We start from the raw sequence: 25,494 nt of genomic DNA, 5'->3' as shown, positions 1-25,494 counted from the left end.
ACTCGACTCGCTTTCGGCTTGTGTTCTTTGTTTGTTCTTACTAGGAAGGCTTCCTAGAGTCTAGGATCAATTTCCTAGGTGCCCGCGATAGGACTGGCAGTCATGGACGACGCACGAAGAGCCCTGGACGAGTTGATCCAGCAACGAGGAGTGAACTATTCCTCGGTTTCGCGCCTGCTGGGGCGCAATGCCGCTTACATCCAGCAGTACATTCGGCGCGGTAGCCCGCGACAGCTGGACGAGCAGGATCGCTCGGTTCTGGCGCGATTTTTCGGGGTCGATGAGAAGGTTCTTGGAGCCCCTGCCCGCCGCTCAGGCCCGGTCGTCGAACTGGTCCATGTGCCTTTGCTCAATGTCGAGGCATCGGCCGGCCATGGCGCTCTGGCCGAAATGGAAGCCAAATCCGCGCAGTTCGGCTTCGACGAGAAGTGGCTTCGCCGACTGACCGCGAGCAAGGCATCGAGCCTCTCGATTATCGCGGTCCATGGGGACTCCATGGAGCCCACCCTCCACGATGGCGACGAGGTTATGGTCGATCTCGGGGATGGCCAGTCGCGGCTGAGAGACGGGATCTATGTCCTGCGGATGGACGACATGTTGAGCGTAAAGCGCATTGCTCTCGAACCACAGGGCAAGCGCGCGTCGGTTCTGAGCGACAACCCGGCCTATCCAAGCTGGCGCGGCCTCGAGAAACGCACGCTCAATATCGTCGGACGGGTTCTCTGGTTTGGTCGGGCGCTCTAAGGTGGCCTTCTGATGCTTGCCCTCCTTGCCGCTTCGATCGTCGCTTCCGGACAGACCTTTACCTGCACACCCACACATGTCTGGGATGGTGACGGTCCGGTCTGGTGTGCGGAAGGCCCTCACCTGCGGATCGCGGGCATCGCGGCCCGCGAGATGGACGGCACCTGCCGCACCAATCAGCCCTGCCCCGATGCCACGGCGATTGAAGCGCGTGATGCGCTCGTACAGCTGATGGGCGGTGCCAAGGGAACAATCTCGACCGGTCATGTAGTGGTCAGAGGTCCGCGGCTGACATGCCGCTCTGAGGGGTCCGCAGGCGGAAACAGGACCGCTGCCTGGTGCCGTCTGCCGTCAGGTGCCGATCTGTCATGCGCCATGATCAAGACCGGCAAGGTCCTGCGCTGGGATCGCTACTGGAAAGGCCCGGCTTGCCGGTGAGCAGCACCACGCATCTGACCGGCATCGTCGAATGGGCGGCCAACGGACCAGTGCTGCGAACTGACGGTGGCGGGACTTGGGAACTCGACAACACCCGCCAGGTACGGAAATTCATCGGCGCCCGCGTCGAAGTGGTCGGGGAGCGTTCAGGGTTCAACGGATTTGCCTGCGACCAGATATGGCCTGCCGGAAAGCCTCGACCGACTGCATTCAAACTCCGGCTCGAATTCCTGCTTGCCGCAGCCTTCGTCGCCTACGGTCTCTACGCGACGGTTGGCGGGGTGGTGAGCGCGCTCGGCTGATGCTCAGCGACTGGGAGCTCTGGGCCTGCGCCAACCATGTCCTGCAATCCCATGGGGACAAAGCACCCATGCACGTCGCCGAACAGATCGGGGCGCTCGCACTTCCTGGCGATGAGGCAGGCATTCGGACATGGCAGGCTATCGCTGAGCGAATTGTTCGGCTGAGCTCCAACGCCCAAGACCGACGACTCCAGTAACCCTGCTCGACAAGGCTAACAGTTCATCCGATCGGCGAGAGATCGCCCGGAAACAGGCACGGCTGCGCGCGTCGACCGCCATGGCTGTCGCCTTCGATGGTGAAGCCGCGCATGCGCTCGACAAGATGACGAGCCAGATCGACCCTGGCACTGCGCTGGGCGCGTGGATCATCGGCATTGAGACGGACGAACGTGTGCTCCGGCGCAACAGCCAGCGCGACTTCGAGATGGGTAAGGAGGATATCGTCGGAGATTCGGGGCATGGACCAATGAGAACAAATAAAGAACTTTGAGTCAACCGGCCATGTGCGGACGCATGAGGACAGTAGGACGCTAGATGCCGATCTCGAACGGCTTCGTGATCAACCGGTCAAGCTCTGGCGGCTTGCGTTCCGGCGCAGGAGCCACACGATCTTTGGCCTGCCCTTTGGCTGCCGCATCGCGGAGGAGATCGACCGCTTCAAGCGCCGAGCGCTTCATGCCGGCATTGCGCTCGACCGCCGCCTCGAGCTTGCCAGCATTATCGACATAAAGCGTGAGACCATCGCGCAGCCGTGTAACTGTCACCAGGAACGTCTGCTGGTTGGCTAGATTACGCTCGCGACTGTCCATGACAGCAATGCCGCGATCGGAGGTCAGCCCCTGCGCCATATGGGCATTGAGCGCATAGGCAAGATCAAGACGGCGGAGCATCGGGTCGCCCTGCTCCAGCCTGTGCTCTGCGCCCAACGATGTCTTCACCACGACAGCCTCTTTGTCGACTGCGACAATCCGGGCCTGGTCGGCATTGAGCAGGCCCCGCTGGTGATCGGTCTCGGTCCACCGAATCTTGTCACCAGTATAAATGTCGAGGGAACGAATTTCGAACAGGCGTAGCGGATCCTGCTCACCTTGCGGCCGGATCTGACCGGGACGAAACTCGAACTGGCGGCCACGCTCGTTCTCCAGCGTGACCCGCTCGCGTGCCACATCGGTTCCGACCACCCGGTATTCGCCTGCTGCAAGGCCTTGGCTGCGCTGACGCCGCGCGACATCGACCACCATGCCGGTGGCATAGGTGCTCGCATAGCGCAGCTCCTCGCGGGTCACATTGACGCGGGACAGGGTCTCAAGCCGCATGGTTTCAGGACCGAGCTCTCCGCTCGCTTTAAGGCCGGTCTGCACCGCATCGTTCACGGCACTGCGCAAGTTTCGGCCTGAGGCATAGATTGCGGTTGCCTCGCGCTCGGCTGTCGAGAGCGACAGCCAGGCTGCTGCAGCTTCGACAGCAGCATCATTTCCCACCTCGATCACCTGGGGTGCCAAATGGCGCATGGCGTCTTCGATGCGCCCTTCTTGCGCTGCCTCTTGGGCTTCACGCAGGCCTTCGCTGCGCGCGCGAAGATTGGTGCTCATCACCGCAGTCTCGATCCCGGCCTGCTGCATCACATCGAATGGCTTTCCGGCATCGACGGCACCCAACTGCTTGCGGTCGCCAATGCTGGCAAAGCGGCCGAGTTCGAGCAGGTTTGCCAGCCGAACCAGCTTTTCCTTGTCGGCATTGCCAACCATCGATGCCTCGTCGAGCAGCACGACGGTGCCGCGCATGTCGGCCCGCGCCTCGGCGAGACGGTCCGCATCGGCCCCTTCGAGGAGATCGCGGTGCCGGGCGAGGAACCGCGACACCGTCATCGATGGAATTCCCGTATCGCGCTCGAGCATCTGGACCAGCGTGTTCTGCACCGCGAGCCCGAGCACGCCCCTGCCCTCCTCGCGCAGGATATCGGCGACAGGTTTGAGGACCGTGCTCTTGCCTGCGCCCGCGACGCCCTGGATCGCGACGATGCGGTTCTTCGAGCCAAGCAGCAAACGCCCTGCCCCTTCCTGTCCCGCGTTCAAGGTCAGGCCATATTTGATCTGGGACAGGGCCTGCAGACGGGACCCGGCATGGTCGGGAGAAACAATCGCCGGCGCAGCGCCGCGCCCGTCTTCGACCCCGGCAATGATGCGCTGTTCGAGGCTGATAGCATCGCGTGTCGTGAGCAGTTCCCGGTCGGCGCCCTTGCCCTTCTCCAGATGTCCCTGGCGGATTAGCTGGTCGACGCGCTGCTCGATATCAGCGAGCGAGGTCGGGAGCGAAAAGCCCAGCGCTGCACGGTAGATGTCGGCCCGGGTGAAAGCTGCCTCCCGCTCGCCCAGATGCCGCACAGCCGAGGCGACTGCATGAATTGCGGTGACCTGCTCGACACTGCGATTGGCCAGCCTGCTAGGTATTAGCGGATCACCTTCCCGCAGGCCAAGCCGCTCGGCAAAGGAGGTTGCAAGGGCCTGAGCATTGCGGACGAGCGCGCGCATCGTGGACCCAACACCAGTCACATTGCCAAGGTCTTGCGCGGTGCGCGCATTGGCTCGGGCAATGACCATGGTGGGATCAAAGCCCAGCCTTGTGGACGTATCCTGCCACTGCTGCCGCAGCGCATCGCGATCGTCGATCCGCCCCTTGGCGGCCCGGGTCATGAGGTTTGCTGCGTTGCGAGCGGCGAGCCCCCTTCCTTCCATCGTTGCCAGGCGGTCGAGAATCTCCGCCCGCCGCGAACTGAAGGCATCGCGGACCGCCTTGGGCACACCTGCGGCCTCGAAATTGCCGTGCTTGCCGAACTCCCCGACCTCGTAGCCGAGCTTCTCGACGCTCAGCCGAAACCGCGCCATCGTCATGGCATTGAGCAAAGTATTGTGCTGCCAGAGCTTGTCATTGCGCAGCGCCCGCCATTTACCATCGGCCCCTCGCGTCACATTGGCAATGACGGCATGGAAGTGGGCGTTGGGCTCCTGGTTGCGGTTGGTGTCGTGCTGGAAGAGCGCGATCGCAAGGTTGCCGGTCTGGACCGCACGCTCTCTGCCCCGAACCTCCATCCGGGTCTCGGCAAGGTTCTTCTCGGCCCAGCGCAGGGTTTCCCGGACGGCCGACGCGTAGGCATCGAGGATCCGTTTGTCGCCGCCCACCAGAGCGAGGACCGACCAGCTTTTCGGCATCGAAAAGGTGAGATCGGTCCCCGCCCGGTGCGCCCGGTTGTCACTGCCGACGCGGCTGCCATCGGGCAGCAGTCCCTTAAGAACCGCCTCGAACTGCCGTGCGTCGACTGTCCCCTCGAGCCCGAGCGCGGCAGCGCCCTTGCCCAGCCATTCACCCGAGCGATCGGCATCAGCCCGCGTGTAGTAATTGTCGGCAGCGAAGTAGTTGGCCGCGCCGCCAGCGGTGCGGACATTGGCTACCGACAGCATCGATCGGTCCCCAACGCTAAGGCAGTTGGCGACATGGTCACATCTCCATGTCGCCAAGATCCGGACCAGTGATCGGCGGAGGCTCGTGCTCCCGCAAACCATCCTCGATCATCAGCTTGCGCGCGGCGGCATCGCTGGAGCTTTGGCTCTTCGGGTTATCCGGATTGCCCCGTTGCAGCCCCTCGGTTCCGGGCGTGCTGGCATGGGGCGTGCTCTTAGGAGAAGCCGACTGATCCGGGACTGCAGCGGCTTCGCCTGTCGGGAGAAGTGGGCGGGCGGAAGGTCCAGCTTTACGCGCACGCGCATCGGTTCTGGTATTCGACCGCTCCTTCCTGGCCTTGCCCGCCTTATCTTGCCCGGAACGAGTTGCCGGTTCTCGCTCCTTCGACGTCTTGCCGGGTGGGTGTTCCACTGCTCGCCCAATATCCTTGGCTGGCGCGTGAGGCTCCTGTCTCGGCGCGGCTTTCGGTCCCTGATCCAGCGCCAGTTCGCCCTGCTTTGGGACGACCGGCTTGCCCGCTCCGTCATCGTTGGACGAGGGATGCTCGCTGCCTGTTGGCGCTGCCTTCTGCTCGGCCTGCTCCGCCGCTGGATGGGGCACCGTGACCCTTGCCTTCGGGCTTTCCTTGACCCTGGCAATGAAAGTCTCCGCCCGCTTGGGTCGGTCGACGGGCTTCAGCTTGACCGGTGCAGCGGGAAAGCCGTCGGGGAACTTGATGTACCCTGACAGGCGCGGCAGGTTCATCAACTGGTCGGGCAACAGGAGCGGCTCGATGTGCTTGCGCGGGGTGAGGCTGACCGCATCACGGGCATTGTTGTAACCGTAAGTGTAGCCCTCCTCCATGTCCCTGACCTGGCGATGGCCGATGAAGTCGGAGCACCAGGTGGCCGTTTCGCGGTCAGCGGTTCCAAGGATCAGTTTGGTTCGGGCGAGCGATGCCAGCGTCATCGCCATGTTCTCGCCGTAGACCTCCTTGAGCTTGGCATAGGCGTGAAGGCCAAGGACAATGGCGCCGCCGAAATTGCGCGCCGTCTGCAAGCCTTTCTCGAGGGCCGGCAGGCGGTGCAATGCGCCGAGCTCATCGACGAAGAACCAGCACTTGAGATCGCGGGTGCGGGGCATCGTCATCAGTGTGTTCATGGCCGTGTCGAGCCAGAGCGTGAGCAGCTGCGCGCAGACGCTCATGTCGACATAGCGAGCCGAAATGAACAGGATCGAGCCTTCGCTTCGGGCGCTATCGGCCCCATCCTCGATCCACTGGCGAACCGAGAAACGAGGTCCGGCAGTCGGCAGCAGCTTGAGCGCCTTGGCGTTCACGTTGAAAACGGCCCGGATCGATTCTGCCATGCGGGCGGCTTCCGGCGCGGTCAGCGGATCGGCGATCGTTCCGCGCATCATGGCATGCACGCGTGAGAGGTCCGCGGTCATCAGCTCGCGCGCCAGGGCGTCGTTGGTCGCCCTGCCCTCGGCCACAAGTTTGAGGCAGAATTCGACGAACAGGGCGCGGGCAGCGATCACCCAGAACTGGGCTTCGCCACCCCCGTCGTGGGGGACGAGCGCGTCCGCAGCGGCCCAGAACTCACCTTCGGAACGGCATTCATCGAAGATGCTCCACTGGGGGCAGCGCGCATCGAGCGGGTTCAGAATGATGTCGCAATGGGCAGCATGGAAGTGCTGGATAAAGGCCCCGGTCAGATCGAAGACCACGCAGCGCTGCCCCTTGGCTCTGGCTTCCGCGATCATGTCGGAGATCGCTACGGTCTTGCCCATACCGGTCGTGCCAATGAGCATCGCGTGGCTCTGTTCGAGCCGCCAGGGATAGGTCACAGTGGCGATCTGCGATGGCCGATAGGGAAAGACCCGGGCGATCTCTCGCGGCATGCTGAGCCGCCATTTCCAGCCCAGCGCGGAATCGAGCTCGCGGGTGCGCTCGCGCCGGTTGTGGGTGGTCAATTCATCGACGAGCTCGGGGAGCGTAACAAGCATCGCGCCGCGCTCGTGTTTGCGCTCCTTGGAGCGGCCGCCGAACCGCTCGGCGAACCAGTAGAAGACGGCAAACGCGGGAACCAACAGGAACCCGGAACGCCACAACGCACTGGTCATCAGATCCGTCAGCTTCTCCCACGCATGGACCACCGGTGCGTAGTGGTCGAGCTGGGCAATCGGAAACTGGATGGACGCGCCAAAGGCGGTTTCCAGAGTGATACGCTTGGCGGGATCGAACTCCATGAAGCCGTAGATGGCGGCATAGATCCGCATCCAGACCAGGTAGACTTCATGATCGGTGAGGCCTGCCGAAATGGTCCACCATGATGTCCATGAGATCACAAGCGCGGCAACGATCAACGGGCCCTTGAGCCCCGCCGCGAACATGAAGCTGAAGTGTCCGAGCAGCTGGCTGCCGCGCGTGAAATTGACGAGGTTACGCTTCATCGGAACCTCCATCGCCGCTAGCGGTGGAGAGACCCAGCTCCTTGCATTTGCGCGCGTAAGCCTGGTGCGCCCGACCGCGCAAAGCGTGATCGGGGTGCCCTGCCAACAGCGCATCCACACCGACCATCAGGAACACCGAGCGGCGGGAAATACGTTCAATGGAAGCGTCGAGCCGCGAGGCAAGCTCGTCCTCGGTGCAGGCATTGGCGAGCAGGGCGCGAACCCACTCGCTCATGCTGATCCCTTTGGCCTTGGCAGCCTTGCGGATCAGCGAACTGAGCTCGCTGGAGATGTAAACCTGGAGACAGATTGGCCGTGTCATGCACGGACTCCTTGTGGTCAGGAGCCCGGTTCACACTGCGAAAGGCGAAGTAGAAGCTAAGTCAGATTCAAGAACATGTCAAGAACATATAGGACGGCGGAATTCCGCCATTCTCGGCCTCGCTTTGGTCAAATCCACGTAACTCCCCTCGCCCACGTCATTTTTGACGGAGAAGCTGCCATTTCGCCGAATTCGATCCATGAAACTGTAATTACTTGCTTTTCCGTCAATCATTCCAGCGATTTGTCGCGTACGGTGTGCCCAACTGTCCCCAACTGCGAGGAGAGGAACCAGCTATTGATCCTGTAACGGATGATGCGTTTTGCGATCCCCATTCCCAGGGTCCTCGGCAAGTAGCCGATCTGCGGATCGCGATAGGCACAGACGGGATCGACGCCTATGATGCAGCCAGTATTCCGGGCAGAAAGGAAGCGCCGCATGGGCCAGGTCACATTGAGTGCGACACCGAAGGGCAATGGTTTCCAGGCGACAGTCACTTACCCGAACGGGGTGTCGATCAGTTCTTCCGAGGCTTTCCCGACACAGGCAGAAGCCATTGAGGCCGCAGCGATGAAGGTTCTGGGTATGCCGGAACGGCTCGCCGATCTCGACCGTCCCGATACCCCCGACTGACGCTGGTAACCCGCCTCTCCGTACCGGCCTAGGGATGCCGAAACGGTCTGCGAGCAAAAAGAAAGGAGGAAGCCCTGACGGACTTCCTCCCAAACCGGCGAGTCAGAATTCATCGCTGAGACGGCCCGGCACAGTATCGATGACACGGTCCAGCATGGCCTTGGGCAAGGCGCCGTAGTCGCCTTCATCGACCGCGATATAGCCTGCCTCGTCATCGGTCAGGACGTACTGCGTGAAGTAGCTGTGAAGGGACCGGGCATGAGCCTGATCCAGGGCAGCAACGAAGGCTGCCTGATCGGCGGCGGGACTAGCAGCGGCAATGTTCAGTGAAGCGTACATGATCTTTCCTCCTGATGTTCGATGCGTCGCATCAGGAGCTGCGAAGGATGTGGGTGACGGGCTGGGTCAGGGACCGCGATAGCGGCCGCGAAGCGGCGATGGGGGCAACGATTTTTGCCGGGCTTGCCCGGTAAAAATGGTGGGGCCCCGTCGTCCTTGACGCAGCCCCAAAGCCCGCATCACACTTGGTCTTTCTGCGAGAGAGACCTCTCCAACGCCTGCGCAGAAGCGCAACGCCTGCCCCACAAACCATTTTCCTACATGCGCCCGCAGTGCCAAGATCGGCAGCGGAGGGGACCAACGGCCAGCAAGAAGGAAGCACTATGGCCAGGTCCAAACCCACTGCCCGCGATGCGCTGAAGAAGCTGCGTGAACAGCGTGCCCAACTCGAGAACGAGGAGGCGCGTCTTCGCGAAGAAGCAGCGACCGAACTCGGAAAGCTGCTGATCGAGTGCGGTGCAGAGACGATCGAACCGGCACAGTTACGCCAGATCGTTCGCGCATCGATGGCGCTCGGGATCGAGGAAACGCTGAAGCGGATTGCTCCCGCGTAAAGCCCATCCGGCGGCGGCAAGGGGTTCGATGCCCCGCGCCGCCGCATCGCCGGCGTACAAAAGAAAAGGCCCCGATGGCGTCTGCCACCGGGGCCTTGTCGTGAGGCAAGGACATTCAGTCCTCGTCGATATCGGGAGCACCTTCGTTGCTGCCGGACCGGCCCTTGGTGAGGAAGTCGACCTTGTCGGCGATAATCTCGCAGCCGTAGCGCTTGGTGCCGCTCTGATCTTCCCACTGGGTGTAGTGGATGCGCCCTTCGACCGTCACGAGTTGACCCTTGGTGCAATACTTGGCGACGTTCTGACCCAGGCCGTTGAAGCAGGTGATCCGGTGGAATTCGCTGTCCTTGGCGGTGTAGCCGTTCTCGTCCTTGTAGGTCTTGCCTTCCTTGCGGGCGGGACGGTCGGTCACGACCGAGACCGAGGTGATGCTGGTTCCACCCTGGGTGGTGCGGGTCTCGGGGTCGCGAGCGATGCGGCCAACGAGGATAACGAGATTGGTCATGGGCTTTCTCCTGATCGAGCAATCCGGGTCCATCCCGGCTGCAAACCCGAGCAGAAGCGCCCCATGGCGAAGCGCACCGAAGGGGAACCCGGAACTGGGTCGGGTGGAGCGGGCAGCCGGGCACAGCCCGGCAACTCGGCCGGACCTGATCCGGGTTGCGCGTCTCGACGGGGGGTGATTCAGGGACAGGTTTGCATCGAAGCCGGGTGGAGCTGGATGCCTTGAACAGGTTTGCCCTGACTCGCTTCCCTCCGGTCTTGGCAGGATCATCCACCCCGCCCCTTCACCGGAGAACCCCCTCTTAGATCACGGTACCGACCGCTTCAGCAGGTGGTACGCTCCTGGGCGCAACTGCTTCACCGCGGCCAGGCATGTCGATCGTCACCCCTTCAGCGCCGTCCAAAGGGTTGCCGCGAAGCATCCAGGCCTGCGGCGTGATCAAGCGCGCCCAATCGGCAAATGAGGGGATCGAGCCCAAGTCTTCGCGCACGTGCTGTTCGCCGACCAGACGCACCGGAACGACCCGGCCATCGGCATTGACGAGGGTCTCGCCGAACAGGGTTTCGAGCATGAATATCCCCTCGGCATGGTGCCGCAGCGCGCGGTGTCGTGGGTCTGCCAGGATTGCCTTGGACTGGTCGAACCACTGGTGCAGCGGGAGATAATCATCGACCGTGCCGCCCCATTTCCGGACCGACGAGAGAGCGTGGTAGTAGCAGTGGGCCATGCCGGGTCTCCTAGAGCTCGGTCGAATGATCATCGGTGGCGATGAAGCGCAGACTGCAGTCGAGCACGAAAGTCGCCTCAGTCACATCAATCACCAGTTCGCCGCAGGCACCGTCGTTGATCTCCCAGCCAGGATGGTGACGTTCGAGCGCCAGGTAGGTCAGCTGTTCGAGTGCCTGCCCGAGTGATTGCGGCTCTGCGGAACCAGTACGATCAACGCTGTCTGCTTCGCCTTCCATGAGGGAGACTTCCGGGCACGGGATCCCCGCGCCGGCTGCATCGAGGCATACACATTCTTCAACGGCACCGCTGTCGCCGCAGCCGTCAAAGCGGATCTCGACACGGGCGATGCCGGCTTCCTGCAAGCGCGGAAGAATGGCGACCTTGAGCTGCTGAATCTCTTCGACCACCTGGGTCTGCCGCTCGGCCTGGCGAACGGCAAAATCGGCCATCACAGCCTCGATATCGATCATGAACTGCCTCCTGTAGAAAGGAGCCAACGACCTCCGCTGGCTCAAACTGACAGGCGCGCGCCTTTCCTCTGATGGGCGACGCCAGCGCCGATCCGGCGCTGGCGCCAAGACCGACAGGGCCTTAGTCGGTCCTGACCGAAGAGTTCTTCGGATTGGTACCGAGGGGCCCGCGCCGATCGACCACGGTGATCCGCCGGGCCTTGGCTTCGATGACCAGACGTTCGAGCACGCCATTGCCCGGAAAGGCGATGACGTAGCGCGGATCGAGGGAGAGCATCCGCTCGTTGCGCTTGAAGCCGGCACGGGCGCCCAGCCGCATTTCGAGCGAGAACGTGACCTGCGGGATGCCGCGCCGTTCGGCCCAGCTCGATGCCAGGCGGTCGACGCCCTTGGTGTCACCGCCATGGATGAGCACCATGTCGGGCACGCGGTCGCGGACCTTGTCGAGCGTTGCCCAGACGTTGTTGCCGAAGGTCAGTGCATCGTCCTGGGTCGCATGACGGGTGCGCCCGCCAGCGAAGACGACAGGGGTTCCTTCGGGCACCGCCGCACGGCGCTTGGCCTCGGCACGGGCGCGCAGGAAGTCGCGCCCTTCGACGAGCGCAGAAGTCAGCATGACGCTGTGATTGAAGCGAGAACTGGAGACCGGCTTCCAGGAGGAACCGAACTCGTTGAGGTAAAGGGCTGCTGCGACCTCGCGCATCTCTTCAAGCGCCAGCATCGCACTTTCGGCGCACTGCGCCCGCTCGACCTGGGTCTCAAGGTCATGGGTGTGAACCTCGGATCCATCGGCCGTAGCAATCAGCGCGCGGACCTCGTCGGTCGCCCGGTCAAGGGCCGTCGATTTGCGTTCCGCCGAGCGATGAAAGATGTTGACGAAGGCCCAGCCAAGATCCTCGGCATCGGCTTCAAGAGCGGTCCCGGACACCATGGCAAAAAGATCGGACCAGACCGCTTCGAGGGTTTGGACAACCGCCTCCCGGACCGGGAAATCGCTTGTCGATATGGGAGCAGGACCGATGGAGAAGCCGGCGAGATCGAGCCCGGCGAGTTGGTCGGCAAATGACGTGTGCATGGGATTTCCTCCTGACTGGCGTGAGGCCGACGCACCCGTTCATGGCTGCGCCAGCGAGAGCCCGTCAGGGCCAGCTTCAGGCAGGATTGCGCACCCGCCAGGGGAAACCCGTCTTGGCGGGCTGGCGCGGGCAGGCCTTGAGCCCGAAGGGCCAAGGCCAACACGGGCCCGCCCAAGCCGGGTTGCGCAAAGCTGGCGGCTGGCCCAGGGCCTCTCTCGCATGGCGCCAGACCATGAGCGGCCGGCAAAGCTCAGTCAGGGATGGCAACCCAAAGCGCTGCTTCTGGCCAACTCGCAGACCTCAAGCTGCGCGCTTGGTGTAGACCCCCTCGCCGTTCGACATATGCCCGAGGCATTCATAGTCGCCAAACATGGCATCGAAGCGGGATGCGATCTGTGACAGCCAGCACTGTGCCCGCGGTGACCGGGCCGTGCGCCAATCGGCGTCCCAATAGGCCCCGTCATCGCGTTCGACGATCCAGACGGCAACCAGCCCACCATAGACCGACACACCGAAATCCGCATAGGCATTGCGCATGAGGATCCGGTCCTCCCGTCCGCGCCAGCCATCATGCGGGATCAGCGACGGGAAGGCTTTGGCGGCCCGTTCGCACAGATCGTTACGCAGCCATTCATACTCGAATTCCCAGTCGTCCTCGGCTTCGACCTCGAGAACCGTGAATGCGACGATTGCGCCGCTGGGATAGCTGACCGATCGGCCCATGGCATCCTCCCTCAGGCCGCGAGCGCCGCGTCGTCTGACGCGTCGTCAAACTGGCCAGGGGTGACCCTCCCGCCGAGCTTGAGCAGCAGGCTCGCGGCTTCTTCGGCCTTGGCTGCAGCGGTTAGGATGGCGCGGTCATCGTCCTTCAGCAGCTTGAGCCAGTGCTCGATATAGCTGGCGTGATTGTCGAGATGCGTGACCGGCAGACCCAGCTCGGCGCCGAGCATGGCGCTAGATAGTTCGGCGACCAGTTCTTCGGCGGCATAGGCCGCCGTGCCGAAGCGGTTCTTGAGATCACGTCCCAACCGGCTTGCATGGCCGGTCCAGTGCGACAGCTCGTGGGCGAGCGTGGCATAATAGTGGTCGAAGCCGGAAAACAGGCTCGTCGGCGGCATCGTGACACGATCCGCAGTCGGTTCGTAGTAAGCCTCGCAGCCCTGGTGGCGCAGGTTGACGGGGATGGCGGCGAAGAAGGCGTCGAGCTCGGCCTCGCGTCCTTCAGGCTCGACGAGCTCAAGCGTTGCAGCCGGATGGAAGCGCTCGGGCAGACCGTCGACCTGATCGGCGTTGAAGACTGGATAGGCCTTCAGCACCCTGCGGGCTTCATCGGCTTTTTCGCCGGTATCAGGCGTTTCAACCTCCTTGGTGTAGCTCTTGTAGAAGATCGCGATGGTCGACTTCTCGCCCTTGCGGACCTGGGCTCCGAGCGATTTTGCCTGGTTGTAGGTCATCCAGAATGGCGAGGCGTAGCCGCAGATGTCGGCGACCATCCAGAGCCAGAAGACATTCATGCCGCGGTACGGGATCCCGCAGGCCCGCAAGGGCCGGGAGACCGGGACACCGCGCCACGGCTTGATCCACGGCTTCGTGCCCGCTTCCAGACGGGCGATGATTTCCTGGGTGATACGGGTGGCGGGCGACAGGCCGCCGCCCTGCTCCTTGCGATAGGCCATGATGGTTCTCCTGATTGCGGCATCTGGACAATCGGCGACGGGTTCGCCGGTCAGTGCCACAGGGTCCCGAGCCCCCTCTGCTCTTCTTCCAAAAAGGAAGCGGCCCTCCGGCGTGAGCCGAAGGACCGCTTCTCTTGGGTCACGAGTAGCCTTGCCTGTCAGGAGGAGGTCAGGCGGCCAGCTCGCGGGGGGGCTGATGTTCGTTGTCGAAACCTGGCTCGGCGTCAGTGGCGTCAATCTCCGGCTCGCCAGCCTCTGGCGCAGCGGAAGTGAAGCGCATGACCTCAGGCACCCAGGCCAGAGCCTTCTCGCGTACTTCGACTTCGGTGATGTAGGTGCCGGCGAAGACACGCTCGGCGCTCATCGCGAGATCACCCTTCTTGACCGAGGCAAAGCGCGAGGAAAGCTCGAGACCGCCAACATCGGTCAGCGCGTCGAGGATCACCTGCTTCGGCACCCGGTCAAAGTAGTTGGCCGCAGTCGGTCTCCACCATTGCGCCATGTCGATGCCGATCAGGCTGCCAAGGTAATCCTGGAACGGCAACTGACGCTCGCCCGTCATGTTGAGGCTCGCCTCGAGCGACCGGGCGACGACATAGCCAAGCCATGCGGCGCGGCTGTCATCGGACAGCGCGCGAAACAGGTCGAAGCGGGCAGTCGCATCGGTGCCCGCACGCCAGCTTTCGTCGAGACTGGACCTGAGCTCGGCAAGCGCGCTGCTCGCCGGAGCATCCTTGGCTTCGAAGCCGATGATCGGCCCTGCCGGAACAGGCGCGCGCAGCGTGGTGGCAGCCCGCGTCCGCCAGTCGTGCGTGTCGGCATCCGCCAGACTGAAGACCATAATGTCGAGCGCAAGCCCGGGGTCAGAGGCAACATGCAGTGCCAGGACATCACGGCGCTGCATGGCCAGCTCGTCCACCAGGCGCTTGGACAAGGTGGTCCGGCGCTTGTCCGACCCATCTTCCGTCGGAACGACTTCGATCCCGCTATCGGCTTCGGCAGGTTCAGTCTTTCGCTCGCCGTAGAACACGGGTTGGAGAACCGGCGTGCCATCGCGCGAGAGGACCAGGATCATCCCCGCCTCGGCCTTGAGGTCAGCCGCTATGACTGGCGGGCGGGCGCGGATTTCCTGGCATTCGTGTTCGATCGCTTCGATGGCCGCTTCGGCCGCAGCCACAGCCTCCGCGGCGCTGTCCTCGTCTTCGAGGATCGCCGCATGCTCGTCATAGGAAGCATCGAGTTCGTCGAGCCTCGCCAATTCCGCTTCGGTCAGCGGCGCCGGTTCGGCAGGAAGCCGGACCAGCCCTTCGACCAGATCATGGCTGGCATAGGGATCGAGCGTGGGCTTGACCCAGGCGAGACCCTGTTCGGCTGCGAGCACCTTCGCCTGTTCTTCCATCTTCGCCGCCGCGAGGCTCTCGAGCAAGGCGACATCGACCCAGGATTCGCTGTTATCGTCGTCGAACAGTTCGCGCTCGATTCGGCCGCCGGCGGCAATGTAGGAGTCGCGGCCGACAAGGCGGGCACGGGGATCGCTGCCCCGGACGGTCCCGGATAGGACCATTCGCCGAATGCTGTCGGGATTGGGCGCATAGTAGGCCGATGAAACCTGCTCAAATACGCGGGTCTGGATCTCCTGGTCCGAGGTCGCGCCAAAGGCTTTGGCGATGTCGAGAGTGATCTGGCCTGAGGCAAGAGCCTCGAACACGACCGGCGCAAGCGTCGCGAGACGCAGCCGGCCCTCGACGAAGCGGACGGTCAGGCCGAAGCGGTGCGCAACATCCTCAACAGTCGCACCGCCTGCCACGAGCGCGGCAAAGGCCTGGGCCTCATCGGCTGGGTTCATGGCGAGGCGATGAAAGTTTTCTGCGAGGCTGGTCTCGACCGCGACTTCGGCGCTGTCCTCGAGCACGAGGCACGTGACTTCGTGATCGCGGGCGAGGATCTTGTCGTAAGCGAGCGCCAGCATCGCGCGGCGGCGGCGTTCGCCGGCTTCGACCTCGAACTTACCCTTCGCGGCCGGCCAGACGATCAGGTTCTGCAGCAGCCCATGGGCTGCGATGCTGGCCTTGAGCTCGGCATCGGCAGCGGGGTCACTGTGACGGCGGACATTGCGGGGAGACTGGACGAGCTTGTTCAGCGGGATCGACTTGATCATGGGACACACTCCTGACTGTGAGCCAGGTGCATCGACCATCGACGCCCATTTGGCTCAATCAGGGCAAAGCCCCCTCCCCTCTGATGCGTTCGTAGCAGATCTGCTTATATGCGCTGGCCAATGACGGACGACTATGCTTGCGGACTGTCCGGACAGGCAGCTTCTAGCTGCAGAAATGGAACAACTGACGTTGGGACGCGTCGTCGCTGGCTTTCGGGGGCGACCCTTCCTAGGCATTAAGTCGCCGATATTGCAGCCCCAAGCGCAGACCGTCGGCTATCGAGCGGCAGGCCCCCGAATGTCCACTAATTGACCGACAGTTTTCAGGGCGCAACGCCAGCGAAGCTGACTTTGATCGCGCGACTTGCCATCTTACAGACGCGTGGTGAGGTCTATATCTGCGCTGTCCGGGACGCCGCGACGATCTAGCGATCACGCGCAAACGCACTTGATACCGCACGGGCAACCGATCCCAGAAGCCGTCAGCGTGATTAGGTAGGAAGGTCTTGCGGTTCGGGCTTTGACGGGACGGCGGCAACGAGCTTCGCCCGCTCCTTGGCGTCCCGCGCCCTATTGAGATCTTCCGTCGCCTCGACAGATTGAACATAGACCGCGACATAGTCGGCCGGCAGCCCATGCTCGGCGCAACCAGCCAGAACGAAGTCCTTATACCAAGTATAGGGCGCGAGGCTGTCGTCGATCGCGTTCGGGCTGGCGAGGTACGTCAGAACCTTCTGCCGCCGGCCTTGGTCATTGATGACCGTGACCGTCGCATGCTCATAGCCGTTGCCGACACCCTCGGCCTTGTCGAGTGTCGGGCGTTCGGCGGGGTCAAAGGCAAAAAGGACCCCCATCACGCCCTGGTCATCGTCGGTGGCAAAAGCGTTGCACTTCCCCGACTGGTCCTTGCTCCGCTTATGGAAGCGTAGCGCGTGGCCCGGCAGCTTCGCTATGCCAAGCGGCTTGCAACTCGGCATCCGCTCGCGCAGTCGGGCGGTCAACATGTTGGACCCGTATGCGAAATAGACGACGGGTTCCGGCGGCCCAGACTCCGCTTCCGGCAGCGGCTTGATCGGTGGATCACCCGCCTTCATGATCGTTCGCAGCGGCACCGTCATAATGCTGTGCTCGTGCGTGTATCTGCCCTCTCGCATGATGATCGGACGCGCAGCTTCTGAGTCGAGGATCGGGACAGGCCTGCCGGTCCAGTCGCACCCAGTACAGGTCGGCCGCTCCCAGAGGGTGCCGGGCGCGGCACTATTCTCGCCTTGCTCGGGCTCGAGATGAGGCGATCCACATTTCGGACATTCCTCGGGCACTCCTCGCAGCGCTCGCAGAATCTGCGTCATCGCCATGGTCACGGCCTGCTGCGTCAACGCATGCGCCATATCCGCGTCGAGCCATGTCGCCGATTTGGCGTGTGTCAGCCAGTTTGTGAAGGTCCAGGCGGATTCAAGCGTCTGCTTGATCGCGCCCCGACGCTCCTTGTTCGTCTCGCTCGGAAGGAGGTCGTTAATGATGATGTCGACCCAAGCGCGAAAATTTGCGCGTTGCGGCGGTGCCTCGGTCCAGACCGCTGCATCTTGCGCCGCGCCAATTAGTGCAAGCAGGGTCTCGCGGCACCGTACTCCGACGGTCTGGTAATCCGCGAGATTGTGTGCCTGTGTCATCGCGGCGCCGACGTCTTCCATCTTCTCAAGGACGGGCTCGAACTGGAGAATGCGGAGATCATTCACCTGCTGCTTTTCCGTTCGCGGGATTCGCAGCATCAGGCCGATGTGGAATGTGAGCGCTAGATCCATGTTCGGAAACTGCGCCTGCGAGTAAAGGTTCGTGCCGCCCGTAATGATCCACCAGCGATCTTTGTTGGTGTGAACGTCCCAAACGTCATGGCGGGTGTTCAGGACGGCTTCGGAATAGACCTTCTGCAGGAAAGTGACCTGGAGATCGGGTGCCTGCCACTCGAAATATTCCCGTACTTCCTCGGTTTCGGCTTCTGTCGCTTTCAGCATGGTCGCCCCCTACGATGACTTATGGCGCCACTCCGCACAAAATTGCGCATGCGCAGAAATTGCCAAGGATTACTTGGTTACTAGCATTCGCGAAGGAATGCGAAAATGCTATGTCAGTCGCCAATGGAACGGTCGATCCAAGCCATATGGAATCAAGAGAAAATCCCCGTCGTCTTGAGACGATCGGGAAAGGGCGAGCTTCTTCGGGTCCGGCTGCCGTTCGATCCGGACAACCGGCGGTGGTTGCAGAATGAGCGTCGCAACACACCATGCTGGAAAGCATCAAGGAAGTTCTGGGAGATTCCGAAAGCTTGGTTCGACGATCTCGTAAACCGCGCACTAGAAAGATACGGTTGCATTTACGTCAGTTAGCGTCCGCGCTCGTGGTGTAATTTCCGGTGTAGGCGATGGTGTATTCCGGGGTGGGGCATGCCCCACCCCGGAATGCGGCGTCGCTGGTGGCCACCGGGTTCATCGTTATGGTGGAGTTTGCACACTTCAACCGTGACGAAGAGGAGTTCCCGATGACCGAGGACAGATTACTGATCGAAGAGCTTGCTGCGAAGGGCGGCCAACCGGATTTTTTGCGCACCATCGCCGAGAACGTGCTGCAGCTGATCATGGAGGCCGACGTTGATGGCCTGATCGGCGCGGGTCGCCACGAACGCAGCAGCGAGCGCGCGACCTGGCGCAACGGCTATCGCGACCGTTCGCTGGATACCCGGGTAGGCACGCTGAACCTGAAAATCCCCAAGCTGCGTGCTGGGTCCTACTTTCCGGGCTTCCTTGAGCCCCGCAAGATGGTCGAGAAAGCGCTGGTTGCGGTGATCCAGGAAGCGTGGATCGGCGGGGTCAGCACCCGGCGGGTCGATGAACTCGTCCAGGCCATGGGCATGACCGGCATCTCCAAGTCCACCGTCTCCAAGCTTTGCAAGGACATTGACGAGCGCGTCCATGCCTTTCTGAAACGCCCGCTCACCGGCGAATGGCCGTATCTCTGGCTCGATGCCACCTATCTCAAGGTACGCGAAGGCGGGCGGATCATCAGCGTTGCCGCAATAATCGCCATGGCCGTCAACACCGAGGGCCGGCGCGAGATCGTCGGCCTGCATATCGGCCCCTCGGAAGCGGAGGTCTTCTGGTCCGACTTCCTGAAGGACCTTGTTCGGCGCGGTCTTACCGGCGTGAAGCTGGTCATCTCCGATGCTCACGAGGGCCTCAAGGGCGCGATCACCCGCGTCATGGGCGCCACCTGGCAGCGCTGCCGGGTGCACTTCATGCGCAATGCCCTGTCCTATGTGCCCAAGGGCCAGAACACTGTCGTCGCCGCCGCGATCCGCCAGGTCTTCCTGCAGCCCGATCAGAAAAGCGCAACGCAGGTCTGGCGACAGGTCGCCGACCAGTTGCGCACCCGTTGGCCCAAGCTCGGCGCCTGCATGGACGAGGCCGAAACCGACGTGCTCGCCTACACCGGCTTTCCCACCCAGCACCGCACGAAGTTACACTCAACCAATCCGCTCGAGCGGCTCAACAAGGAGGTCAAGCGCCGCGCCGACGTCGTCGGAATCTTCCCGAACGAAGACAGCATCATCCGCCTCGTCGGGGCTGTGCTGATGGAGCAGAACGACGAGTGGCAGCTCCAGCACCGATACATGCAGATCGAAGGCATGGCCGAACTCAACCAACCCATGATCGAGGAGGAAAATCAGCCCCTACACATCACCGCCAAAGCCGCCTGACGATGGCCCACGGCCACAGCCGAAATTACACCACCTTGACGGACGCGACCTTTACGTCATCCAGCCTTTTCGCGAGCAGGAGATATGCTCGCCGTCCTGCCAGAACGCCAAGGGTCATGAGTGCCAATGTTCTTGTATCGGTGTGCATCACGGTGCTGGCAGTGACGGTAGTTGGTTTGAGGTCTCAGACGCATTCTCGACGCGGTGGGGAGAGCGAGAGCTCGCCTGCCGCCTGATGGTCGCCAAGAAGAAAGGATGATCGATCCGCCCTTTCCATTCTTCGCCGCACTGGACCCGTTAGCCGACTAAGCCCAAGAGCCCGACTCGAAAGACGGCCATGATGGTGTTCGGTTTCAGACGAGCGAGAATGGCGGGAAACGAACGGCAATGGCGCATGGCCGCCGTCAACCGCTCAGCGGCGCCGATTTCGTTAAGCGGGGTGACTGTTTGTATTGTCCAAGTCGCTTCAAATTTCTTTTAATCTGCAAGGCGAGTGCCCCCATGCCTAGGTTACTGATCGTTTCCAGTTCACCCAAGCAATCGTAAGCCTGCCACGGCATCAAAGGGTTTTCGCCATCTCGTGCGAAAGGTGCATCCGTTTCCGTCAACAGCCGATCCAGCGGCATGGCTGCCGCCAACTCGCGGCCCTTCCGGGAGCGGAGCATCGCAGGTCCTATGGAGAACCAGCAACCGAGTTGAACTGCCCGTTCCAACTCTCTCATTGTGCCGCTGAACCAATGAAGGATAGGCACCCCGGCATCGGGCTGGCGCTCAAGTGCATCCAGCACTGCAGTTGCAGCTCCGCGAGAATGGATCGTCATGACCCGCCCGCCGTGCGTCGCACATTCGGCAAGTATGCGATCGAAGACAGATTTCTGTAGATCGAGCGAACCCCGGTGCGGCGGGCTTCCGTCGATCCCGATTTCCCCGACATATGGAGCTTCTGGGAGTAGGCCGCATAGCAGGGGAACTTCCTGATAGCGCTGTGCGACCAGCTCGGGATGCAGACCAAGAGCAACGCGAACCCGCTGGCGATCTCCGACCAGCTTTTTTGTCCCACGCCAAGCCTTCGGCGTCGTCGTGACCGCCAATACATAGGTCCCTCTTGCATCGACTTCGTCAAGGACGGCCAGAGGGTCGGGATACAGATCAATATGGCAGTGGAAGTCGATCAAGTGACACCGAGATGAGCATGGAGCGCGGCCAATTCCGCGATGCCACGCCGGACGACCTCACGATAGGGGGTAACGTCGCCGAGCATACGCGCATTCATCGCACCGCCAATCAGCTCGTCGATGCCATATCGGCGCACTGTTTCAACGGCCATGGCGACAGACCGAACGTCATCGAACCGGGCATGCCGCACGTCATCTTGGCCCAATGGTCCGTATTTGTAGCCGTCGGTGGTTTCGTCGTTCTGCCCCCACGCGAGATAGGCGCCACGCCGCACTTGGCAGGGCACACAGCGACCACAATGCTGGAAGCCTGTTCTAGAATAACGCCCGCAGCTGGTCGAATCGGCGACCAGCTGAGCCAGAAGGGCTTGGTCCGTACAACCCGAGAGCATCTCGCCCTTCGTGCTGTGCTCATAGGGGTTATTCAAGCGGACCCGCAAGCCGGCCGCGTCGAGGGTCTCTTGAATGAGGCGCAGGAAATATGGGTGCGTCGTGCGCGTACTGAGGCTTCCGGTGCGCAGCGGGGTCAGCGGCACGTTCTGGCTGATAAAGCCGTTTTCAGGGATGCGGAGTTCCACCTCATAGCCATCATGATGCCGCCGCAGGCAGGTCGCTGCCAACACTCCGAAGCCGAGGAAGGCGATCGAGCGAGCACGCTGAGATCGTTCTGATGGCCCGGGTGGACGGGCATGATGGTTGAGTTGAAGATGCAGGCTATGGGGCGCGATGGCGTGAGCGAACATCTTTTGGTCCGCAGTGTCGCCTTTGGCCATCTGGCTTACGAAAAGCGGACTGCGCCCTTCACCAACGACGTCGATTGCTCCGATTAGGCTGTCCATGCCGCCTGATAGCAAACAGACCATGTCCTCGTTGCGCAGTCGCGAGGGATCGCTGGTCGTGGGAGCAGCACCGTCTCCGATGAAATCCAGTTCCCAGATGTCTCCAGACAGGAAGCGGAGCGCCTGGGTCAGGCGGGCGCGCTGCGAGTTCCAGAAATCTGGCAAGGAGACGGCAACCGTCAGCCCGATCTCACGTGTCCATCCATCTGGGCTACGCTCGCGTGATACCGCCTCGTCGGCAGCAACCACGGCCATCGCGAACGACGTGAAATCCCAGGCATCGACCGATGGCCGGAGGCCAAACCGACGGACACGGCCGGGAACCAAGTTGCCGACCCGCCCGCGTCCTGCGAGACGCGATCGGGAATAAATGTCGAACCGCAGATCAGTCCCGGCTTGGTCCGGGAGATTCTCGGGAAGGCATGCGACTCTGATCACAGCTCGCCATCCTCCTCAAACACTTCGAATGCCTGTTGAATCGCGTTGCGCGAAATCCGCTCAATAGCTGCGCGACCGACGGTCCCAACGCTGGAGCGCTCCTCTGCGTATTCAGCAGCTACGATCTCGCGCACATAGTCCTTCATTTCCTGGAGCCGCTCCAATCCGTCACCCTTCGTGGGGGCCTTGGCGATGATCGCTTTTCCGACATCCAGCTCGATGCGCAGGGCGACGTCATATCCAAGGGTCGAGGCTGTGACCTGATCGACCTGTTGCGGCGTCAAGCTGGTGATATCGGCATTCTGGTCCAGCATGTCGGATAGCGCTCGCGCCACCGAATCACGTGTTGCCTCGGCGTCTTGCGTTCCGTCGATCGGGCGGATAGCATCCACGAGAGCGTCAGCAAACTCTGATGGTGACAGCCCGACCAGGGCCTGCGGGTCAATCCCCAGTTCCTGAGGAAGAGGTTCTCCATTCGCCAGCGCGGTCAGAGCGCTGTGCAGGACGCTGGCTGTTCTGGCCGAACCACCCATCCGGCGCGCAGCATTGCCGCTGCCTCCCATGCCGCTCCGCGAATAGTGGCCGAGTCCACGGCGCAAGTGCCTGCCGCGGTCGTCGCCCCCGCCTCCGAATTTGCCGAGCGACGTCCTTACCCCGCGCCACCGGCCAGGTGGCGAGGGTTCGGGCTGAGGCTGCGGCTGGGGGTTTGGTGGCGGGAGAACCTGAGGATTTGGCGACTGAGGCGCCTGCGGAGAGGGGGACGTCGGCGTTTGCCCCGGTGTGGGTATTGGCTGCGGAGGTTGGGGCGCGGGCTGCTGTGGCGGACTGTCGACCCACGGGGGTACAATCGGAATGTCGGGGCCAGATCCCGGGCCGCGGCTAGAGGCGGACGTGCCCATCATTTCTCCCCCTTCATTGATTTCGTGACGGCATTCTTTGCCGGAACGGCCAAGTCACCTCGCTTGTGGAAAGCGGTGAGCACCTCTTGCCCCCAGACAAGCGCTGCGAGACGCGGTACGATGGATGCCTTGATCTGACTGGACGGCACCTCACTGAAGAAGGCGACGACTGCACGGGCAGAAGTCGTTGAAGCGGCAGCGAGCGCCTGCAAGGCGTTGAGGATCGGGGGTGTCCCCCAAGATACCTCGTTCCTTGCCCTCACGATGATCTTGTCGGTGATTCGGCCGATTTCCGGATTCGACAATTTCGCGATCTCGTCGCTGACAATCGGACTCGCCGAATTCAGCTTCAGGAGCATGTCGAGCACCTCCATCGCCTCGGACGACAATTCGTCCGCACGGGAAATGATTGGATGGCTTTCTCGACCGACGTAGAGCGCGCCGCGCAGATCCTTATCAGCAAGCGGGGGGTCCAGCGTGAGCCAGTTCATATGGAACGCTTCGTTCCATGGCTTTTCCAGCTCTGGCGCGGTGTCATCGCCGCGAGCGCGCCGCTCCATGTCCCCAAGAAATGCAGCGTAGCCGTCCTCGGATTCGTTCACCGCGCGAAGCAGTTCGGCATAGGCATCCTTGTCGCCGCAGCGTTCGAACAGCAGAAGCTTGACCAGCACTTCCTCGTCCACAGTTACTGACTGGATTCGCGCCATGGAGGTGCGCATTGATAGGGTGTTGAGGAAGCGCTTGATGAGGCGGGGATTGCCACGAATCTTGGGCGATGTCGTCAGAATAGGAGCGATCCGCTCAGCAAGCGCGAGGCGGTTCAGCAAGCCCGATGGGCATTCGGCGTTCGGTGGGCAGTTCTTGATCGCGTCCGATACGAATGCCTTATCGACCCGAGCTCCGGTCCAAGATTGAGCCAGGCGCTTGCAGACGGCCTCGCGGACACTGTCCTTCACCGTACCGTCGAGATCCGGCTCGGCATCTACGAACAGCATCATCAGATATGCCCGCACTTCCTGGGTGCCGAGCGCGGGCACGCGGATGGGCAGCTGGATTAGCTTGTCGAAATAGTTGGTGACGAGATCGTCATCGAGCGTCGCGTTCTCGAAATGCGAGCGCACGGCCTGCCGGATCATGCCCTCGTCAGCGGCAATGACGAAGGCGGTGTGCTTCAGGAAGAGAAACAAACGCATCGATTCGAGCGTCGCGATTGCGGTCTTGGGCAGACAGCGGTCCAGATCGTCAATTAGCACCACGAGGGTTACGCCAAGTTCGGTCAGCGTCGCTTCCAAATCATCACGAAAGGCCTGGATGGCTTTGCGCGGACTATCAGCCTCTTCCGGTTCGGGCGCCGCGTCCGGCTTCTTGTCGCCGACCAGCTTTTTCCCGCCCTCGTAGGTGTCCGTAGCGAGTTTCTCGGCCTTCTTTAGGTCTTCGCCAGTAACTTCACCGTCGAGCAAGCCGGTTACCGTCCCCATCCCCGCCGCGAGGAATGGCGTAAGATGACCGCCTGAGTAGATGTCAATCGCCGTAGAGCCGATGAGACCCAGCAGTCTGAGCTTCTTCACGCGACCGAACAGACTACGGGCGTGCTTCAGCGCCGTTTCCGAAAGCGAGTCCTTCTTCGCAACGGCCTGTTCGACCACGGCAGCGGCGATTGCCTCCATCAGGGCGGCACGGGCGTCATCGTAATTCTGATAGAGCCAGGCGTTGAATTCCACGAAGCGGAACTCGACGTCCGTGTGCTTGCCGAGCGAGGTACGCAACAGCTTCATCATCGACGATTTGCCAACGCCCCAGTCACCTGAAATGCCGACCGATAGCGGCTCGCCCATTGCGCCGACTATCCGTTCGGCAGCGATATCTGCAACATGAGAGAAGTTGACCAAGTCACGGATAGTCTCGTTATCTGACCACATCTAAGCCTCACCCCCGAATATTCGCAGCATGTTCCACGTTGATTGCTGACGTCAAGCCGGAACTTCATCAAAATCTGAGAGGTTTCTGTGGGTTACGCGTGGATATTACTGACCGGCAGCTGTGTTATCTCTCTCCTGAAAGCCAACCGTCGTAACCGTCCCATGCCGGTTGATCGGGGTCGCCAACGCTGCCTGTGAAAGTAGGGCAGCTTTTAGGGGTGCCATTTGCCGCCTCGAACGACGGCTGTGTTGCCGGGCAGGGTCAGAGACTTCTCACGAAACGCAGCAGTTCATCACCCATCAAGAAGCCACAGGGCCAATAGCCATTGCCACCCGAGTGTTCGATGGGCTGGACTATCCGCGCTGAGACCAGATAGGCGGCCGCCGCGTTGAAGCGGCGGGCCCCCCAGCCAAGCGCCTGATCCACCTCCTCGGCATCCGCTTGGTCGGTGTCGAGATTGATGAGCCGGACCGCGAGATCGCGGGCGTCAATCTCGGGATTCCAGTCCATGAATACGCCATCGAATGTCGCGAAAAGGTCGCCCTTCGGCCAGATATGCGATTCTCCGCCGATATAATCCCACATTCTCCAAGTAAGTCGCTGATTTCGCTGTCGTAATCGTGATATTTCGCAT

General features: G+C 62.0%; 26 protein-coding genes. 7 read left to right on the top strand and 19 right to left on the bottom strand.

The features are described 5' to 3' along the window. Positions 1–102 precede the first annotated feature (102 nt). The 4 genes from AN936_RS05070 to AN936_RS25420 are packed head-to-tail and all read left to right on the top strand — an operon-like array spanning position 103 to position 1,681. Positions 103–744, top strand: a complete 642-nt coding sequence (locus tag AN936_RS05070; protein WP_007688341.1) for a S24 family peptidase — start codon at positions 103–105, stop codon at positions 742–744. Between the two features lie 12 nt (positions 745–756). Further along, positions 757–1,182, top strand: coding sequence for a thermonuclease family protein (locus AN936_RS24005; protein WP_084758184.1), 426 nt, complete (start codon positions 757–759; stop codon positions 1,180–1,182). Then, positions 1,179–1,484: a DUF5818 domain-containing protein gene (locus AN936_RS05065; protein ID WP_054590113.1), complete on the top strand. Its 306-nt coding sequence runs from the start codon at positions 1,179–1,181 to the stop codon at positions 1,482–1,484. The genes AN936_RS24005 and AN936_RS05065 overlap by 4 nt, the downstream gene beginning before the upstream one ends. Continuing rightward, positions 1,484–1,681, top strand: coding sequence for a DUF6961 family protein (locus tag AN936_RS25420; RefSeq protein ID WP_054587181.1), 198 nt, complete (start codon positions 1,484–1,486; stop codon positions 1,679–1,681). Before AN936_RS05065 ends, AN936_RS25420 begins: the two co-directional genes overlap by 1 nt. Positions 1,682–1,704: 23 nt before the next feature. On the opposite strand, the gene AN936_RS25415 is transcribed toward AN936_RS25420, so the two are convergent. The 5 genes from AN936_RS25415 to AN936_RS25010 form a co-directional block, all read right to left on the bottom strand. Then, entirely contained in the window at positions 1,705–1,944 is a 240-nt protein-coding gene (locus AN936_RS25415) for a hypothetical protein (RefSeq protein ID WP_084758183.1), read from the bottom strand. Between the two features lie 70 nt (positions 1,945–2,014). After that, positions 2,015–4,942: a MobF family relaxase gene (gene mobF / locus AN936_RS05050; protein ID WP_054587179.1), complete on the bottom strand. Its 2,928-nt coding sequence runs from the start codon at positions 4,940–4,942 to the stop codon at positions 2,015–2,017. A gap of 37 nt (positions 4,943–4,979) precedes the next feature. Continuing rightward, the gene (locus tag AN936_RS05045; RefSeq protein ID WP_054587178.1) at positions 4,980–7,376 is read right to left on the bottom strand and encodes a type IV secretion system DNA-binding domain-containing protein; all 2,397 of its coding nucleotides are present in this window, start codon (positions 7,374–7,376) and stop codon (positions 4,980–4,982) included. After that, positions 7,366–7,698, bottom strand: coding sequence for a hypothetical protein (locus tag AN936_RS05040; RefSeq protein WP_054587177.1), 333 nt, complete (start codon positions 7,696–7,698; stop codon positions 7,366–7,368). The genes AN936_RS05045 and AN936_RS05040 overlap by 11 nt, the downstream gene beginning before the upstream one ends. Positions 7,699–7,928: 230 nt before the next feature. Beyond that, positions 7,929–8,138, bottom strand: coding sequence for a hypothetical protein (locus tag AN936_RS25010; protein ID WP_158500046.1), 210 nt, complete (start codon positions 8,136–8,138; stop codon positions 7,929–7,931). Between AN936_RS25010 and AN936_RS05035 the strand changes: the two genes are divergently transcribed. Further along, on the top strand, positions 8,137–8,331 hold the full coding sequence (locus AN936_RS05035) for a hypothetical protein (protein WP_039338501.1): 195 nt from the start codon (positions 8,137–8,139) through the stop codon (positions 8,329–8,331). The genes AN936_RS25010 and AN936_RS05035 overlap by 2 nt on opposite strands. A 102-nt stretch (positions 8,332–8,433) precedes the next feature. On the opposite strand, the gene AN936_RS05030 is transcribed toward AN936_RS05035, so the two are convergent. Continuing rightward, positions 8,434–8,670, bottom strand: a complete 237-nt coding sequence (locus tag AN936_RS05030) for a hypothetical protein (protein ID WP_054587176.1) — start codon at positions 8,668–8,670, stop codon at positions 8,434–8,436. A 323-nt stretch (positions 8,671–8,993) separates the two neighbouring features. On the opposite strand from AN936_RS05030, the gene AN936_RS25410 reads away from it, so the two are divergent. Continuing rightward, the gene (locus AN936_RS25410) at positions 8,994–9,224 is read left to right on the top strand and encodes a DUF6437 family protein (protein WP_007688360.1); all 231 of its coding nucleotides are present in this window, start codon (positions 8,994–8,996) and stop codon (positions 9,222–9,224) included. Positions 9,225–9,339: 115 nt separating this feature from the next. Here AN936_RS25410 and AN936_RS05020 read toward each other — a convergent pair whose 3' ends face one another. The 8 genes from AN936_RS05020 to AN936_RS25405 all read right to left on the bottom strand — a co-directional run bounded on the left by AN936_RS05020 (position 9,340) and on the right by AN936_RS25405 (position 17,850). After that, positions 9,340–9,729 (bottom strand): single-stranded DNA-binding protein, encoded by a 390-nt coding sequence (locus AN936_RS05020; protein ID WP_054587174.1) that lies wholly within the window; start codon positions 9,727–9,729, stop codon positions 9,340–9,342. A 301-nt stretch (positions 9,730–10,030) separates the two neighbouring features. Next, entirely contained in the window at positions 10,031–10,456 is a 426-nt protein-coding gene (locus tag AN936_RS05015; protein ID WP_054587173.1) for a DUF6915 family protein, read from the bottom strand. Positions 10,457–10,466: 10 nt separating this feature from the next. Then, the gene (locus AN936_RS05010; protein WP_054587172.1) at positions 10,467–10,928 is read right to left on the bottom strand and encodes a DUF6878 family protein; all 462 of its coding nucleotides are present in this window, start codon (positions 10,926–10,928) and stop codon (positions 10,467–10,469) included. Between the two features lie 121 nt (positions 10,929–11,049). Next, complete coding sequence (locus tag AN936_RS05005; protein ID WP_054587171.1) at positions 11,050–12,003, bottom strand: DUF2493 domain-containing protein; 954 nt, start codon at positions 12,001–12,003, stop codon at positions 11,050–11,052. Between the two features lie 301 nt (positions 12,004–12,304). Then, on the bottom strand, positions 12,305–12,727 hold the full coding sequence (locus AN936_RS05000; protein WP_054587170.1) for a hypothetical protein: 423 nt from the start codon (positions 12,725–12,727) through the stop codon (positions 12,305–12,307). A gap of 11 nt (positions 12,728–12,738) precedes the next feature. Continuing rightward, positions 12,739–13,680 (bottom strand): ArdC family protein, encoded by a 942-nt coding sequence (locus tag AN936_RS04995; RefSeq protein ID WP_054587169.1) that lies wholly within the window; start codon positions 13,678–13,680, stop codon positions 12,739–12,741. A gap of 169 nt (positions 13,681–13,849) precedes the next feature. Continuing rightward, positions 13,850–15,838 carry a ParB/RepB/Spo0J family partition protein gene (locus AN936_RS04990; protein WP_054587168.1) on the bottom strand — a complete coding sequence of 663 codons (1,989 nt, stop codon included), beginning with the start codon at positions 15,836–15,838 and terminating at the stop codon, positions 13,850–13,852. Between the two features lie 491 nt (positions 15,839–16,329). Beyond that, entirely contained in the window at positions 16,330–17,850 is a 1,521-nt protein-coding gene (locus tag AN936_RS25405; RefSeq protein WP_054587167.1) for a gamma-glutamylcyclotransferase family protein, read from the bottom strand. 524 nt (positions 17,851–18,374) lie between these two features. Here AN936_RS25405 and AN936_RS04980 point away from each other — a divergent pair. Further along, the gene (locus AN936_RS04980) at positions 18,375–19,589 is read left to right on the top strand and encodes an IS256-like element ISSpma2 family transposase (protein WP_006954973.1); all 1,215 of its coding nucleotides are present in this window, start codon (positions 18,375–18,377) and stop codon (positions 19,587–19,589) included. A 404-nt stretch (positions 19,590–19,993) separates the two neighbouring features. Here the strand turns inward: AN936_RS04980 and qatD are convergent, their stop codons facing one another. The 5 genes from qatD to AN936_RS04960 form a co-directional block, all read right to left on the bottom strand. Then, entirely contained in the window at positions 19,994–20,764 is a 771-nt protein-coding gene (gene qatD, locus AN936_RS23990) for a Qat anti-phage system TatD family nuclease QatD (RefSeq protein WP_084758182.1), read from the bottom strand. Then, the gene (gene qatC / locus AN936_RS04975; protein ID WP_054587166.1) at positions 20,761–22,041 is read right to left on the bottom strand and encodes a Qat anti-phage system QueC-like protein QatC; all 1,281 of its coding nucleotides are present in this window, start codon (positions 22,039–22,041) and stop codon (positions 20,761–20,763) included. Before qatC ends, qatD begins: the two co-directional genes overlap by 4 nt. Then, a complete protein-coding gene (gene qatB / locus AN936_RS04970) occupies positions 22,038–22,604 on the bottom strand; it encodes a Qat anti-phage system associated protein QatB (protein ID WP_109798779.1) in 567 nt (188 codons plus the stop codon). Before qatB ends, qatC begins: the two co-directional genes overlap by 4 nt. A gap of 335 nt (positions 22,605–22,939) precedes the next feature. Beyond that, positions 22,940–24,859: a KAP family P-loop NTPase fold protein gene (locus tag AN936_RS04965; protein WP_084758181.1), complete on the bottom strand. Its 1,920-nt coding sequence runs from the start codon at positions 24,857–24,859 to the stop codon at positions 22,940–22,942. A gap of 262 nt (positions 24,860–25,121) precedes the next feature. Then, positions 25,122–25,445 carry a hypothetical protein gene (locus tag AN936_RS04960; RefSeq protein WP_054587163.1) on the bottom strand — a complete coding sequence of 108 codons (324 nt, stop codon included), beginning with the start codon at positions 25,443–25,445 and terminating at the stop codon, positions 25,122–25,124. Positions 25,446–25,494 lie beyond the last annotated feature (49 nt).

The organism is Sphingopyxis macrogoltabida (assembly GCF_001307295.1).
Taxonomy (GTDB): Bacteria; Pseudomonadota; Alphaproteobacteria; order Sphingomonadales; family Sphingomonadaceae; genus Sphingopyxis; species Sphingopyxis macrogoltabida_B.
The sequence above is the reverse complement of the archived record's forward strand: the minus strand, read 5'-3'. Positions and strand labels throughout refer to the sequence as shown.